The sequence below is a fragment of the Opitutaceae bacterium TAV5 genome (genome assembly GCA_000242935.3).
Taxonomy (GTDB): Bacteria; Verrucomicrobiota; Verrucomicrobiia; order Opitutales; family Opitutaceae; genus Geminisphaera.
The window spans coordinates 5,227,849-5,242,767 of the sequence record CP007053.1; the positions used below are offsets into that span (position 1 = coordinate 5,227,849).

At 62.0% G+C, this 14,919-nt stretch carries 15 protein-coding genes; 4 read left to right on the top strand and 11 right to left on the bottom strand.

Features of this window, described 5'->3' with window-relative positions; all coding sequences use genetic code 11:
- Window positions 1-104: 104 nt before the first annotated feature.
- The 6 genes from OPIT5_22220 to OPIT5_22245 all read right to left on the bottom strand — a co-directional run bounded on the left by OPIT5_22220 (window position 105) and on the right by OPIT5_22245 (window position 7,513).
- On the bottom strand, window positions 105-779 hold the full coding sequence (locus tag OPIT5_22220; GenBank protein AHF92544.1) for a hypothetical protein: 675 nt from the start codon (window positions 777-779) through the stop codon (window positions 105-107).
- Between the two features lie 23 nt (window positions 780-802).
- Window positions 803-2,635, bottom strand: coding sequence for a hypothetical protein (locus OPIT5_22225; GenBank protein ID AHF92545.1), 1,833 nt, complete (start codon window positions 2,633-2,635; stop codon window positions 803-805).
- A gap of 64 nt (window positions 2,636-2,699) precedes the next feature.
- Entirely contained in the window at window positions 2,700-3,476 is a 777-nt protein-coding gene (locus tag OPIT5_22230; GenBank protein AHF92546.1) for a hypothetical protein, read from the bottom strand.
- A gap of 37 nt (window positions 3,477-3,513) precedes the next feature.
- The gene (locus OPIT5_22235) at window positions 3,514-3,918 is read right to left on the bottom strand and encodes a transporter (protein AHF92547.1); all 405 of its coding nucleotides are present in this window, start codon (window positions 3,916-3,918) and stop codon (window positions 3,514-3,516) included.
- A gap of 54 nt (window positions 3,919-3,972) precedes the next feature.
- A complete protein-coding gene (locus OPIT5_22240; protein AHF92548.1) occupies window positions 3,973-5,859 on the bottom strand; it encodes a biopolymer transporter ExbB in 1,887 nt (628 codons plus the stop codon).
- Between the two features lie 55 nt (window positions 5,860-5,914).
- A complete protein-coding gene (locus OPIT5_22245; GenBank protein ID AHF92549.1) occupies window positions 5,915-7,513 on the bottom strand; it encodes a hemin-binding protein in 1,599 nt (532 codons plus the stop codon).
- A gap of 532 nt (window positions 7,514-8,045) precedes the next feature.
- On the opposite strand from OPIT5_22245, the gene OPIT5_22250 reads away from it, so the two are divergent.
- The 3 genes from OPIT5_22250 (at window position 8,046) to OPIT5_22260 (ending at window position 10,328) form a co-directional block, all read left to right on the top strand.
- A complete protein-coding gene (locus OPIT5_22250; GenBank protein AHF92550.1) occupies window positions 8,046-8,549 on the top strand; it encodes a hypothetical protein in 504 nt (167 codons plus the stop codon).
- A complete protein-coding gene (locus OPIT5_22255) occupies window positions 8,540-9,130 on the top strand; it encodes an RNA polymerase subunit sigma-24 (GenBank protein ID AHF92551.1) in 591 nt (196 codons plus the stop codon). Before OPIT5_22250 ends, OPIT5_22255 begins: the two co-directional genes overlap by 10 nt.
- A 79-nt stretch (window positions 9,131-9,209) precedes the next feature.
- Window positions 9,210-10,328: an anti-FecI sigma factor FecR gene (locus OPIT5_22260; protein ID AHF92552.1), complete on the top strand. Its 1,119-nt coding sequence runs from the start codon at window positions 9,210-9,212 to the stop codon at window positions 10,326-10,328.
- 111 nt (window positions 10,329-10,439) lie between these two features.
- On the opposite strand, the gene OPIT5_22265 is transcribed toward OPIT5_22260, so the two are convergent.
- The 5 genes from OPIT5_22265 to OPIT5_22285 form a co-directional block, all read right to left on the bottom strand.
- Window positions 10,440-10,946 (bottom strand): hypothetical protein, encoded by a 507-nt coding sequence (locus OPIT5_22265; protein AHF92553.1) that lies wholly within the window; start codon window positions 10,944-10,946, stop codon window positions 10,440-10,442.
- A gap of 356 nt (window positions 10,947-11,302) precedes the next feature.
- A complete protein-coding gene (locus OPIT5_22270) occupies window positions 11,303-12,805 on the bottom strand; it encodes a hypothetical protein (GenBank protein ID AHF92554.1) in 1,503 nt (500 codons plus the stop codon).
- A complete protein-coding gene (locus OPIT5_22275) occupies window positions 12,802-13,281 on the bottom strand; it encodes a hypothetical protein (GenBank protein AHF92555.1) in 480 nt (159 codons plus the stop codon). Before OPIT5_22275 ends, OPIT5_22270 begins: the two co-directional genes overlap by 4 nt.
- Complete coding sequence (locus OPIT5_22280; protein AHF92556.1) at window positions 13,278-14,147, bottom strand: hypothetical protein; 870 nt, start codon at window positions 14,145-14,147, stop codon at window positions 13,278-13,280. The genes OPIT5_22275 and OPIT5_22280 overlap by 4 nt, the downstream gene beginning before the upstream one ends.
- The gene (locus OPIT5_22285) at window positions 14,023-14,391 is read right to left on the bottom strand and encodes a hypothetical protein (protein ID AHF92557.1); all 369 of its coding nucleotides are present in this window, start codon (window positions 14,389-14,391) and stop codon (window positions 14,023-14,025) included. Before OPIT5_22285 ends, OPIT5_22280 begins: the two co-directional genes overlap by 125 nt.
- Before the next feature lie 318 nt (window positions 14,392-14,709).
- Between OPIT5_22285 and OPIT5_22290 the strand changes: the two genes are divergently transcribed.
- The gene (locus OPIT5_22290; GenBank protein ID AHF94626.1) at window positions 14,710-14,814 is read left to right on the top strand and encodes a hypothetical protein; all 105 of its coding nucleotides are present in this window, start codon (window positions 14,710-14,712) and stop codon (window positions 14,812-14,814) included.
- Window positions 14,815-14,919: the final 105 nt, after the last annotated feature.

A 14,919-nucleotide genomic window follows, 5' to 3' on the forward strand; every position in this document is an offset into this window, starting at 1 on the left:
CTAATGGAAAGAGTGCTGTAGTTTTTAACAGATACATCTGTAGATCTGATTATCAGTGTCCATTAGTGTGTATTAGTGGTTAAAAACTCCGGTTCAGGAGAAACTCAGCGGGCGGCGGCGGTGGCGGATCCGGTGTCGGGTTCGGCGGACTGGTATTTCTGGTCCATGACCTTGTCGGAGTAGTCCTGGACCAGGTTCTGGATTTCCACGCGTTTGGCGCCGATGAACGGCTCGCGGGCCTTGATCGCATCCCCGAGCCCGAACTTTTCGAGGCGGTCGAGGATTTCGTTGCCGACCTTGACCAGCGCGACGTTGCGGGCCTCGCGGTCGGCCACGGTGCGCTCGAGCTGGGCCACGCGGATTTCGAGGGCGGCGCGGGCCTGCTCCTTTTCCCGGGCCAGCAGAGACGCCTTTTCGGAAGATTCCTTCCACTTCGCAAGGTCGGCGGAAAGCTGGCCGACCTTTTCCTCCTGCGTCACCACGATGGCCTTGAGGTCGGCGATTTCCTTTTCGGCCGCGGCGCGGTCTTTCTCACCTTGCCGGATGAGCGCGGCGACCTGTTTTTTCAAGGCGTCGCGCTCCTTTTCGAGTTCGGCCTGCGTGACCTGGAGCGCGGCGCTCTCGCTCTGCGCGGCGCGAAGCTGGAGGGTCGTGTTGCGGAGGGCTTCGCGAAGGCGGAGCTCCATCGTGTTGTCGGGCTGGGCCTGGGCGAAGGCGCAGACCGGCGCAAGCGCGGCCAGCACGAGGGCGAACAGGTTTTTGAGTAGTGATGTTTTCATGACAGTGGCGGTGACGGGTCCGGCTAGAATTTTGCGTTGATGTCGAACTGGAAGACGTCGGAGGAGTAGGAGGCGCCGGAGACGTTGTCGGCGCTCAGCCAGCGGACGCGGCCGCTGACGTTTCGGGAAAGCCCCACGCTGGCGCCGAGGATGAAGCCCTTGAGGTTGGTGCCGCCGAGACCGAAGTCGGAATCGGTAAAGCCGTCCACCACGGCGTCGGTCTCGAGGTATTTGTAGGCGATGCTCGCCTGCCAGTCCCAGCGTTTTTCGAGGACGGGATCGCCGACGGTGAGCCGGGCGAGGTAACCGGTGTCGCCGCCATCGACGAGGCCGGAGGGACCGGGCCGGAGGTTGTTCTGCGCACCGGCGGAATTGATGCGGCCTTCGTCGTAGGCGAGGTTTTTGACGAACTCGAAGTCGAGCGAAAGATGGACTGGATCGAAGCGGCGGAAGTCGAGCCGGGCGGTGAGGGTCAGTTCGCTGAACGGCGTGGCGAGCCCGTAATACTGGAGGTTTTGCTGGTACCACGGAGAGGTCGGATCCGTGTAATAGGTGTTGTCGCGGAGCGCCATGTAGGTGTTGCCCTTCTGGGCAAAGGCGGGACGGCGGGAATCGGTGTCACCGGCCACGTCCGGGCTGTCGATCGGGGTCGAGAGTTTTCCGGCGATTCTGGTGTAGTCGTAATACGCGACGGCGACCTTCAGGCTGAGGTCCTTGGCGAGTTCGATGTCGGTGCCGAGCTGGACGCCGTAGAGCCACCGGTCGTCGCTTTTGAACTTCTCCGGCTGGTTGCTGGAAAAGTTGAAGCTGGTGTTGTAGACGGGAAACAGGCCGAGGGTGGCGAAGGGTTTTAAACGGCCCATGCGGCGGCTGCCCTGGGCCATGACGCCGTCGAAGCCGAGATCGTCATCCCAGATGAGGTCGGTCGCGAAAAACGGGTTTTCGAAACGTCCGACAGTAAAGGCGAGCTTGCTGTCGGTGAGACCGGGGACGTCGTATTTCAAAAATCCGCGGTCGAGCCAGAGGGCGTATTTGGAGCCGAGTCCGTCGGAGCCCATGCTCTGGTTGGTGGAGACGGGGGAATCGTCGCTGCCGGTGGCCAGGCGCACGCCGGCGGAAAAACCTTCGCCGAGGTCGGCGTCGAGCGCGAGGCGGGCGCGGAGGCGAAGGCGGTCGCGGTCCTGGTCCACGTTGGTCATCGGAGGCAGGACGGTATTGGTAACCGACTGGTTATAGGGTGAGCCCTGGTTGACGGCATTGAAATCCGGATACCCGGTGGTGTCGTTGCCGGACGGGAACCAGGCGCCTTCGTAGCGGAAGCGGAGATCGCCGGTGAGCCGGAGCTTTTTGGTCCAGGCGGGGACTTCGCGGGGATCGGCCCAGTTTTCCTCGCGGGCCTGTTTCATGACATCCTGCCGGATGTCCTCGCGGAGCTGTTCACGGACCGACTCCGGCACGTAGGTGACCCGGATGGCGCCGTCGGCCGTGGTCGAGGACACCGGGAAGGCGCCGGCGGGCGTATCCGGTGCGGACGGCGCAACCGACCCTCCGGGAGCATGGGCGAGCGCGGCCTGGCGGGCGGCCTGCGCGGCGGCTTCCGTGGCGGCGGCCGCATCGGCCTCGGCCTGGGCGATCAGCGCGGTGCCCTGCGGCTGTGTGATGACCCCCTGCTGCACGAGCAGGTTGACCAGATTGGTCATCGCATTGGTCGAGGGCGCCGCGGTGGCCGGTGCGGAAGCGCCGGCGGCTGCGTCGGCGGCATGGGCGACGGACAGGAATGCGGAAAGACCGGCGGCGGTGAGCGCGGCAAGAAGCCGGATTTTTGATCGGCGCAGGCGTGGCAGTGCAGTTGTCATGTGGAAATCGGAAGGAGTCGAAGAGTGAATGGAGAGCAGGTTTCAGGTTGTTCGGTTTTCTCCGTCATGGGCGGCTGCCGGTCAGGCGGAGAACGATCGGGCTGGGCATGTCGGAGGGCGGAGGTTCGCGGAGAATGAGGCCGGTGAGGACTTCGTCCCGGATGGCGTCGTCGATCTCGCGGTCGCCGGTGGAGGTGACGAGTTGGGCGCGCTCGATGCGGCCGGCGGCGTCGGGCCAGATGCGCACGGAAATGTCCATGGCGGCGGCGCGGGTCTTCGGATTTTTGCTGAGGGCGGAGGAGACCGTCGTCTGGATCTGCGCGGCATACCAACCCCAGCGGGAAGAGCCGCGACCACCGGACCCGGCGCCGGTTCCCGTGCCGGTGCCGCCGATGATGCCGCCGTTGCCGCGGCCGGTGAGGCCGAAGCCATCGGGAGGACCGTCGCCTTGGATGTTGGTGCCCATCGGGGCGGTGGATTCCTCGGCGGCAGGTTGTGGCGTTTCGGCGGGCCTGGGTTCGTCGGCGGCAACAGGCTCCTGTTCGATCATCTGCTGCTGCGTTTCCTCGGGTTTGGGAGTCTCTTCCGGTCTTTGTTGCGGAGGGGGAGGAGGTGGAGGAGGCGGAAGCGCAATCCGGACCATCGAAAATTCCTGCGGTTTTGGAGCGGAGGGCTTCGGGCCGGAGGCAGTCGAGACGAGCCACCAGGCGATGCCGCCGGCCGCGACCACGCAGAGCGCAAGCACGGGACCGTAGCGGCGGAAAAAGCCGGGCTCCTGTTCGATGAGATAACCGTCAAGATCCTCGTCGAACAAGTCGTCGTTTTTGTTGGGAAAAGACATCGGGAGCGGTGCTGGATTAGTTGAGGAGGGGGGGCGGCTATTTGCCGGACTTGGTGGCGAGGCCAACTTGCGAGATGCCGACGCGGCCGAGCACATCGAGGACATCCATGACGCCCTGATAGTGCGTGAGGCTGTCGCCGCGCACCACCACCGGGAAATCCGGCGTCAGCGATTTCTGCGAGTTGAGCCGCTGTTCGAGTTCGGTGAGCGTCACGGGAACCGTATCCAAAAAGACACGACCCTCGTTGTTCACTGTGATCGCCTTCGTCTTCGGCTTGGCGAGGCTGGCCGGTGTGTTGCTCGACTTCGGCAGGTTGACCTTTGTCCCGGCAACCGAGGCCGTGCACATGAGGATAAAAATGACGAGCAGCACGTACGCCAGATCCAGCATGGGCGTGATGTTGATGTCGTCGTATGGTTTGCCTTCGTCCTGGACGGTCATGGGAATTGTGGATTTCGGGTTGTGGGATGTGGAATAAACAGAGGGCGCACCGGGTTATTCGGTGCTGGCGAGTTTCGCTTTTTCGGAAGCGCGCTTCGGGTAAAACTCGGCGATCTTCGTGACGAACTCGTCCACGAAGACCTGCATGTCGGCGGTCACATCTTTCACTCGCGTGAGCAGGTAGTTGTAGCCGAACAGCGCGGGGATCGCCACGGCCAGGCCGGCCACGGTGGCCAGCAGCGCGGCGGCGATGCCGGGCGCGATGGCGTTGACGTTGACGTCGCCGGCCATGGCCACGGCCGCGAAGGTGATCATGACGCCGACCACGGTGCCGAGCAGTCCGAGAAACGGACCGCCGGAGATGGCAATCGTCAAGAGCACCATCTGTTTGTTGAGGCGCTGTTGTTCGCGGACACGACCGCCGTCCATGCTCGCGGTGATGGCTCTGATCGCATGCGCGGAAAGGGATCTTTCATCGCCTTTTTTTGTTTCGGAAAGTCGTTTGCGGATTTCCTCGGCTCCGATGTGGTAAAGACGGTAGAGCGGCGCGCGCGAGATGAGTTTCCGCTCGGCATCGGTGAGCTGGCCGCCAAGCGAAGAGACCTGGTGGTTGGTGTTATCGAGGACGGTCAGGTCGCCGGCCACGCGTTCGTTGAAGATTTTTAGGAAGCGCTCGTTCCCCTTGCGGACCGCGTCGATGTAGCCGTTTTTGGCGACCATGACCGCGAGGCTGATCGCGCTCATCACAGCCAGAATAACGATGACGATCCAGCCATCGAAGGTGAGGTTTTGGATGATGACCGTAAAATATCCCGAATGTCCCCCGTTTCCGCCGCCGCCCGAGAGTTCTTCTTCACCGAACAGAACCGCGCGGGCTCCGGACTCACCGCCCTGCGAGGCCGCGAGGAATTTTATGAAACCGGCTGGCCGGGCGGCGCGGGCAAGCTGGAACTCGACCAGTTCGCCGGCAAAGCCGGACGTGACCGCGGCATCGGGGGTCGAGCGGTCGCCGCCGAGCGCGGCCTGCGTATCGAGAGAAGGGATACCGGAATCAAGCGTGGCGTAGGAATTGCCGTCGACATAGAGCGTGATGCGGGTGCCGTCGGCCACTGCGGCGAGGTGGTGCCAGGTGTTGACCGTCAAGAGTGCGCCAGCAGGCGAACGGAGGGTGTTGCCGGCTGCGGTGACTTCCACAAAAGGAGCGCCCTGCTCGGTGCCGACGAGGAAGGCGGTTTGCGGACCAGCGGCAGAACGGCGGCTGTAAATGATGGCGCGTCCGGCGAGCGTGGCCGGTTTCACCCAGGCTGACCAGGTCAGCGGAGCGTTGGCGGTCCAGGCGAGCGAGGGCGTGGCGGGGACGGTGATGGCGGAGTTGCCGTCGAAACGCAGGCCGGTGCCGATCAGCGTGCCCTCGGCCGGAATGCCGGGGTTGGCCGCGTTGTTCTCGTTGCCCGAAAAATCGCGGGCCGGCTGGCCGCGTTCCCCAAAATGCCAGGCAAGCACGGTGTCGGCATCATAGGTGCCCTTCGCGTTTTCGACGGAAGGCGCAGCCTGGTTGCCGTAGTAGAGCCAGACAGCGGTCTGCGCACCGGATTTCACGTCGGGGACGCGCACCCACACAAACGCCTCGCCGAGGAGCGAGTCGAACTGGGCGACGTGATGCGGGAGAACCGTCTTGTCGTCTTCGGCGACAAAGCGGATGTCACCGCCGTCGCCGCGGGCGCGGTCGAACTGGAAGTTGCCGATGTGCAGGCGCACGAGGACGGGCGCCCCGCCCACCGGATCGGTGATGCCGGCCCCGACGGGCGTGGCGTCGATGGTCAGTTTCTTGCGCAGTGCCCATTCGTCGTTCCACCAGGCGTGGGCCACGCCGGGAACGCCGAGCAGGGCTACCAGGCCGAGCAGTGCGTTTTTGAACCAGAATCGAGTCGGTCGTTTCATATGCAGTTTTCGTGTTGGTTGTCGCGGAAGGTGCCGGAAAAAAGTGCGGTGTTTCTCAGAAGTCGGCCCAGACACGGAAGGTGAGCCGGGGGTCAAAATGTTCGGTCCCGCCCTCGCTGCGCAGGGGCAGGCCGAGATCGAGGGAGCCGTTGAAGTGTTTTCTGAATTTCAGGGTCATGCCCGCGCCGACACTGCCGAGCAGGAAGCGGGAATCCTGTTCGGGCAGCGTATCGGTAAGCGTCAGGCCGGCCCAGTCGGTGAAGACATAGAGGCGCCACTCGTCGAGGAAGCCGCCGAGGGTGAGCGGCGGCGTGCGCAGTTCGATGGTGCCGGCAATGCCGTTGTCCCCCATCGTCTCGGATTCGAGATAACCGCGCACGGTGCCGAGACCGCCGGCTCCGAACTGTTCGGACGAGATGAGCGGCTGGCTGGAAAGCTGGCCCTGGAGTTTTGCGAAAAGCTGCCAGTCGGCAGCAATGTCGCGCGTCTGCGCAATGTCCCCGCGAAAGTAGATGTAGCTGCCGTCGGAGCCGTAGCGTTTGTTGGAAAATTCCTCCGATGAACTGCCCAGGCCGCGGAAGTGGAAATTGAGCCCGGCGTTGAACTGCGTGATGGCTTTCTTCCCGACCGATGTGCCCGTGTAGGTGACGGAAAACGGGTAGTAGGTAATCGGCGTCTGCGTGGCGTCGGGCATGCCGGTCAGCGTCAGCAACTCGTCAAAATGCTTGTAGTCGAAACCGCCGGTCAGGCTGTGCGTATAGGTCTCCGAACCGGTCAGGGCCACGATCGCCTGCAGGCCGACGATCTCGCCGCGGCCCGCCACATCGAAGGTGCCCAGCGTGGACACGTCGCTGTCCTGCTTCACTCCCTGCAGGAGCAGCTTGACGGGAGAATTCGGGACCGGAGCGAGGTAGTAGGCCGAAAACACCTTCGCGTCGTCGATGCGCTCCGGCGCGATCTGGAAACTGAGGCCGAGCGTGTGCTCCAGTTGCCAGAGGTTGCCGTAGCTGGCCGAGCCGTTCAGGCGCAGCGGTTTGGTGTTCGCACTGTGGCGATTGTTCAGTTCGAGGCTGCCGTGGAATGGAAGCGTGTCCTCGACGTTGAGGTCGATATCGACGGTGCCAGGGGCGACCCCCGCGCGAAGTGACGGCGTGACCTTCCGGTCCGGAAGCTGATTGAGGGCGATGATGTCGCGCGTGACCGCGTTGAAGTCCGGAACTTTTCCCTCGGCGATCGATGGCGCCTTTTCCTTGATCTGGTTATGATCGAAGTAGCGGGAGCCGCGGATGCGCAGCCGCCCCACCGTTCCCTCGGTCACCCGGATGACCACCGTATTGTTCTGCACCTGCTGTTGCGGCACCTGCACAGCCACCGTCTGGTATCCTTTACTTTGATACAGTTTTTCGAGCGCGACCCGGGCGCCCTCGACATCGTCGGGCGTGCGCGCTTCGCCCAGCCATGGATAAACCGTCTTTTCCACCTCCCGCGGCGTCAGCTTGTGGACGCCCTCCACCCGGTACTCGAAAATGTCGATGTACTGCGGCGGCGCAGCCGGCGCGGCGGACGACGGGTTTGGTGGTTCGGCTGCTGCAAGCGGAAAAACACAGGCGGACAGGAGCAGGATGAGTGAGCAGGGAAAGGAAACGGGATTCACAGATGAGTGACGGAAATAAGGGAGCCGGTTGTGGCGATTCGGGTCGGGTCTGCGGAAGCGGACGGTGGCAGTTGGCAAATGGTGAGTCGTAGCGGTGATGCCGGGCGCGGACGTGTTGCCCTTGCATATAATAAGTCAGGGAAAATCACCGAAATCTGCCGCCCCGGGTGTTACGTTTATGTTACAAACACATTTTCCCGAAAAAAAAGCGAAGGGGGTGGCAGATCGGATGAAAATATCCGGAGAAATGCCGGACCTGCGGACCGTCATTGCACGCGGGTCCGCGAGATTCTTTCCGGTCCCGATCATGATTTCTCTGCCTGCGTCCCGAACGTATCATGAGCACAGGATACGCCGAATTGATCCCTCCCCCCCCTGCATCCGGTAAGGCAAAGCATCTGCCGTTGTCACAAGGTTGTTACTTTAGAAATCTTGATCCCGGACAAAAAAGAGTTCGTGGGTATTCATCCCTGTCCATCGCCGGCAACTGGCCTTTCCTGCCCGGCCAACATCCTTCTCGTCTTCCACACCGATGATCCTGTCCAAACTCCGCTCCGGAATTTTTCCATTTTTTCTGCTGGCGGCGACGTGTGCGGGCGGGACCGCAGCGGAGGGGCAGAAACCGGCCCGGATTTCCTACACGGATGACGCGGTGTTTGTCCGAACCACGGTGGACATCGCGCCGATCAGCGCGGGACCGGTCACGTTGCGCGATATTTTTACCCTGGTCGAAAAGCAGACGTCCTTCGAGTTCATCTACCTGCCCAGCCAGCTCCCTCTCGACACCCGGGTGGCGGTCGAAGCCGGATCGAAGCTTTCCCTCTCCGACCTGTTTTCTTCGCTCACCCTGCTGACTGATGTGGTGTTCCAGCGGCGTGACCGGAAAATCATCGTCCGCAACCGGAGAACCCGCGACCTGCTGTCATGGGAAAGGTGGTACATCAATCTCGCGCCGGCCGGGATTTCGGGAAACGCCGCTCTGGCCGTCGCCCGACCCGGCCGGGGTTGTCCGGGAGATTCCTTTTTATGGACCTGACCGGCTCTAGCGACGAGGAACTGGCGACCCGCATCCGGGCAGACGACCAGCAGGCCCTGCTCGTGCTGGCAGGTCGGTATTACGTTCACCTCTGCCAGTTTTCCGAATCTCTCGTGGGCCGGCACGAACTCGCGGAAGAAGCCGCCTCCAACGTCTTCATCCGCCTGTGGCAACGACGACACAGCTTGGAGATCACGGCCGGCGTGCGCAGCTATCTGTTCGGCGCCGTCCGCAAGCAATCCATCAACATCCGGCTCAGCCAGATCAGGACGGGCGAAGTGCCTCTTCACGAAATGCCCGAGGACGCGCTTGTTGACGAGCATCGCGCCGACGGGGATCTGCTTTACCGGGAATTGCGGAGCGAGATCGACGCGCTGCTGGAGGACATGCCCGAGCAGCGCCGGGCGGTTTTCAGGATGAACCGGCTGGAGAACCGGCGTTACAAGGAAATTGCCTCGCTCCTCGGCATTTCGGTGGCTGCGGTGCAGCATCAGATGGTGCGTGCCAGTCGCCAGATCGATGCAGCCCTGCCGCGGCTGCGCCGGCTCGTGGCCCGGGGACCCCGGAGCGGACAGGCATAATTCTTTCCGATGAAAAATACACGCAACATGGCAGATTTTCCCCGATTTTCCTGACTTATTATAGAGAGACCCTTGCCACATGCATCCCGAAGATGATCCGCAGATCGCCTTTTACTCTCTCGCCACCCGCTGCCTCACCGGTGAGGCAACAGGCGACGAACAACGGCGGCTGGCCGGGTTGCTCGACGATCCTCAATGGAAAAAAATGTTCGAGACCATGCGGAGCGGCTGGGAGGGCAATCCCGCCAATGCGCTTAAAGGCTACGATGTAAAGGGAGCGCTGGAAAAAATCCGGAGTGCCACGACGGAATCCGCGGCGACGAAACGCACGGAAAAGAAAAAGCGGGCGGGATGGTGGCAGTCTGCCGCATGGCGTATCCGTTTCCCGGTTACGACTGGAGGCATCGCGCTGGCGGCGGCATCGCTTGCCGTCGTGATTCTGGCGGTCTTCGTCGTCTCCCGGCCAAAGCGGCCGGCGGAAATGGCCATCGCACCAATCCGATGGATCGAGCAGGTCAACGGAGCAGGCGAGCGCCTGATGCTCACGCTCGGTGACGGGACAAAAATTACTCTCAATGCCGGCAGCACGCTTTCCTATCCGGATGCGTTTGGCCCCCGCAACAGGGTCGTGCGTTTGAAGGGGGAAGGATTTTTTGATGTGGCGCGGGATGAAAGGCGTCCGTTCGTGGTCGAGACTTCGACATTGCGGGTCACCGTTCTCGGCACGCAGTTCAATGTCAGGGCGTTTGATGACGGAAGCCAGGCACAGGTGACGCTGGTGCATGGCAAGGTGCAGGTAACGCCAGCAGGGTCTCGCGGCGCGACCGCGACGACTCCGGTCACGCTGACCGACGGCATGCGTTACTCGGTCGCCGCGGAGACCGGCAAGGGAGAGGTCCGGACGGTTCCGGCCGGAGAGGCGGTCGGGTGGATACAGGACAAGCTGGTGTGGGAAAACGAACCATTGCCTTCGGCCATGAAGGAACTGGAACGCCGTTTCGGCATCGTGGTGGAGATCACCGACCAAAAGCTGCGGGAACAGACGATCACCGCCCGGTTCGGAAGGGAATCGCTTGAGGAAATTTTCGATCTGATTCACCTGACAGCGCCGATCCGATATGAGTTCGTCAGGAGCGAGGACGGAAAGATCAAGCGGGTCGTGCTGTCGCTCAACCGGCAGAACGAGACGACACCGTGAGTTGGCTGTGCCGGTGGGGCCGCTTGCCTGGCTTTCTGCTGGCGGCGTTTAGCGCAATCGTATCAGGGAGGGACAATTCGGAATGCCGAAAGCCGGGATAATGCTGCGAAATCAGCGGCGTTTTTTCGCCCGCGCTTTCCGCGCGGCGAGTGTGGTCGCGCGGGCCTTGATGGCCTGCTCGCGTGTGGCCTTGCGTTTTCCCTCGGTGAACTTTGCCAGCGGCTTGAAGATTGTCTCCACGGGCGGAAGCGAGCGCAGGAGGGCGCGCAGGACGTAGCTGCGGTTCGTCTTGATGCGCTTCAGGTCGAGTTCGTCCACCACCTCATCGAGCTTGCGGAGGTCTTCGCCTGGAATGACCACGCTGAGCCGCGTTTCGACCATCTCGATTTCGCGCGGGCCTTTTTTGGCTTCGTCGGCCTTGAACCGGATGATGGAGCGCGCCAGCAGTTCCGATTCCGAGGTAACGTGGATGATGCCGCGCACGGCCTTGGCGGTGTCGATGCGCAGTCCGAGTTCGCGCAGTTTGCGGCGCAGTTCGCGCAGCGCGTCGAGGTCTTCCGTATAGAAGGAAAACGTGGTCCTGACCGGAGCAGTATTCATGGTTGAAGAAGGCTTCATGTATTATCTGATGATTTGCATACGATATTAACGCAAGCGGAAAATCAAAAAATAATCGGCAAACCGGAGACTAGGCGTTGGCCACCTGCCGGCAAACAGGCGTCCGCCACACGGCGAACAAGCGGACGGCAATCAACCGCCAACCACCCGCCGACAAACCAGCCACGTCGTGAACATCGCAGGCAGGCGCCTTCGGATCTTTACCGCCATACCTCGACGGCCCAGCCTCGCGTTTCACCTCGAAAGCGCACTCCGGCGCCCCGGCTCACGGTCGGATTCGGATCAACGCCATGTCGGACATCCCCGCCGTCACCGGGAAAAAAAACACTCCGTTCCCTGATTTCGGAACAAGCCGGCTACGGATTCCCCTTCACATACTCGTTGGCGCGGGTGAAGGAGGTGAACGGCAGCTTTTTGAGGAACGGCCTGCCGGTCCGTCCCGGATGTTTGATGACCGCGTATCCGGCGGGCAGCGACAAAAGTCGCGCCGGTTTGAACCAAGGCTCGTCGGCCAGTTGCCAGTTGCGCGAGGTTTTGCCGCCGCTGGTGCCGCCGCTGTATTTGCGGATTTCCCGTCCGCCCATCTTGGACGACAGGATGGCCGCGCCCTTTTCGTCCGCGGCCTGAAAATGGATCTGCGTGCGCAGGTTCGCCATAAACACATCGGCCTTTTTCTCGGTCTCAAACGCCGCATACAACGAAAGCGGCGTTTGCGTGGCGGAGATGATGCACATGCCGGCCTCGCGGAGTTCGTCCACCGTGCCGTGATCGGAAAACCCGTCCTCGGAGACCAGCGTCGTCTTCTGCCCCTCGTCCAGCACCAGCACGATCAGGTTGCGCTTGCGCAGTTCGGCCGCATCGAGGTCGAAACGCCGGAAGCCGTGCAGGAACATGAGCTGCTTGCAAAGCAGGTTGAGGTATTTGCGCTCCACCTGATACGTCTGCGGAACGGACAGGCAGATGAGCCGTCCCTCGTCGATCTCGGCCAGCGAAAAATTGGCCTCCGGCGAACAGAACACCTCGGCGATGTCGGGCGGTGTGTAGGGCCGCAGATAATTGGCGACCGTATAAACCGTGCCGCTCCGCTGCTCCGGCGGCTGGGCCGCGAAATCTTTAAAAAACTGCCGCTCGACCGCGGCGGCGTCACCGGTCGCCTTGTCGAGGGCGGCGATCAGCTCGGCGGTGTCGGCGGAGTTGCAGACGGCGTTGTGAACGTTATCGAGCGTTACCAGTAGGCCGGCGGCGTCGAGCGCCTGCATCGCGTGCGTGACGACATCGCGGGCCGACTCCTTAAAAAATGTCTGCCCGCCACGCTGGCCGGCGGCCGAGGCCGTATCGACGATGATTTTGGCATACGTTCCCCAAGGGATCGAACGGTCGGCGAGCACGTTCATTTTCAGCGGAGCGTTCCATTTTTCTGGTGGAATGTGCGGAGGCCGGACCCGGATCAGGCGCAAGGCGTCCTCCTGCCCGAGGGCACGGGCGATTTCCGAAAGCGGTTTCCAAAGCGCGCCCTTTGAATCCACGGCAAGGATACCGGTGGAGGGCAGCGAGGAACGCAGGCAGTGGACGATGGGCACGACCGCCCGCGCGGTCTTGCCCGTTCCGGTGCTACCGGTGACAAAAAAATGGCAGCAGGCTTCGTCTCGCTTCCATTCCAGCCCCCACAAACGAAGGACAACATCGTCGTGTCGCGGAGGCGCGGCCAGCAGGCCGCGGGCAATCCAGACGGCGAGGCCCAAGCCGATCACCGGAAGCCAGAACCCGGCGGGTGCCGGCTGGGTCAGCCGAACGGCCACCGCCCCGCCCACGCAAAGCAGGACCATGAGCGCACCAAAGACACGCCACGGTGTGCTCATGGCCCGGACAGGCCGAGAACCAGCGCAGCCACAAAACCCAGCCCCAGGCCGACGACGAGGGCGGCCAATCGTTCTCCATGCCGGGACCGGCCAAGGCTGGCCTCGGCACGCGCGACGACGGCGGCCAGAGCCTTCTCCTGCGCCCGAAACGAGGTCAGCGGCGCGCGCAGTTCCTCGCCGAGCTGTTCGGAGACCAGCGCAGGCCGCTTGTCCAGCGCCTCCCGCAGCGCGACAAGATGCCCGGCCAGCACGTCGGCGGACTCCGACACTTTGCCGGCCTGCTCCAGCCGCGCGTCGATGGTGGCCTGCAAGGCCATGCTGGCGGCTTGCAGTCGGTCCTCGCCTTTTTCGATCCGCTGCCAGTGCCACACGATGAGCTGAAACACCGGGTCGCGCGGATGTAGCTTGAACTCCGATACGACCCAGCGCAGGTCGTCGGGCAGGGTCTCCGGATCAAGCAGGTCCAGCGGCTTCACGGCAGGAGCAGGCGGCCGGCCCTGCCGAACTCGGCCGCCATCCGGTCGTGAAACCGGACGCACCGGGAGCGGTCGAGCAGGAACAGATCATCGGAGGAGCGCCCGCGCCCCACGGTGAGGTTGGCCAGTTGCAATCGGTTCCGGGTGATTTCCGCCAGACAGGGCACATCGATTTCCACCGCGCCATAGCCGGCCAGCGTCTTGCGGGAGTTGCTCCGCATATATAAGTGCAGGTTGTCGCCATCGCGCAGATTGCGGGCCACCAGCCATCGGACGCGATTGCCCCAGGTGTCCAGCAGGTCGGCGATCTGCGAGTTCGCGTCCTTGTCGTCCACCGCCACGAGCACGAAGACCACCAGCAGATCCAACTCGGGTTGCATTTCCACGATCCGGCTTTCTTCAAAATACTGCCGGATTTTTATTCCCCCGGCCGCGCGACTGTCGGCCAGCACCACATCGGCCTGACCGAGCGCGTCAATCAGTCGGTCAAGGACGCCGAGCTTGTCGGCGTCCACGTCGGTGTCGATAAACTCCGCTTCGGGCACGTAGCGGGTGAAGGTCGAGTTGGCATGGTCCAGGTCAAAGGCCCGCACATTGGCGTCACGGTCGATCAGGTAGTCGTAAAGCAGCGTCATAATAAAACTCTTGCCGATGCCGCCTTTGTCTTGCGGGCACAGGATCAGGCGTTTCGACGGCCACGACTCCGGGCCGGCGGGTGGATTGGCAGGTGGCGGTGTCGGGTTAGAAGTCATCGCGGGCGATTTTTGGGCCGCGCTGACTGCCCGATGAGGACGAGCGCGACGGAGTCCTGGCAGCGGCCGGCGGTGATTCCGGCACGGCAGGCGAATGGTTGTCGCCCTCGGCAATATTCTTGCGCAGGCGGTTGATTTCGGAAGCGGGACAGTGTTTGCGGCAAAAGGCGCCGACAGAGGAGCCGGAGATGAGGATGCCCTGTGGCTTCAAAAAACCGGCGATGCGTTCGTAACTGTAGTTCTTCGCGCGGAAGGCCAGGATGGCCTCGCGAAGGGGAAGCAGGCGGCTGGGATGAACCGACTGGATTTCAAGCCGGCTGGCAAAGTCCAGCACCCGTCGGGACAGGTCGGAGTTCATGCTTTTTTGCGTGGCACATTTCAAAATCGTAGTCAAGATAAAATGCGAGAAGCGGCGGATTGTCCGGAAAAACAGGGCCGGAGTTTTGCGGTAAAAACAGGCTGTTGCCTGTCGGCAGAAAGCCATCCGGCTGTCGGTCGGCAAGTGGTCGTCCTCCTGGCCAAAGCCAGGGGTGGTGTGTCCTTGCTACAATAAGATAAATCTTGGCCATTTGTGATCCATGAAGTTTTTAATGATATGGAAATCCGGGTATATTTACGAGGTGATTTTATCGGGTGACTGTTTCTGATTTTTTGTTAAATGAGTATCCGGACAGGCATGATTTCCTGTCTTTTATTTCGGCAAATTCCTGCTTTCGGGTGGCTGCGTTTTGAAAATTCGGAATGCTTTTTTCTCCCTCCCGATGCCGCTCTGTTTTCCTGAAAAAATCTGTTTCCCGCCGAACCGTTCTCTCCTTTTCCGATCAACCCATTTTTGGACGAAGTTCCATTTTTCTTGACTTTTCGTAGTCAAGCAATCTCTGATGAG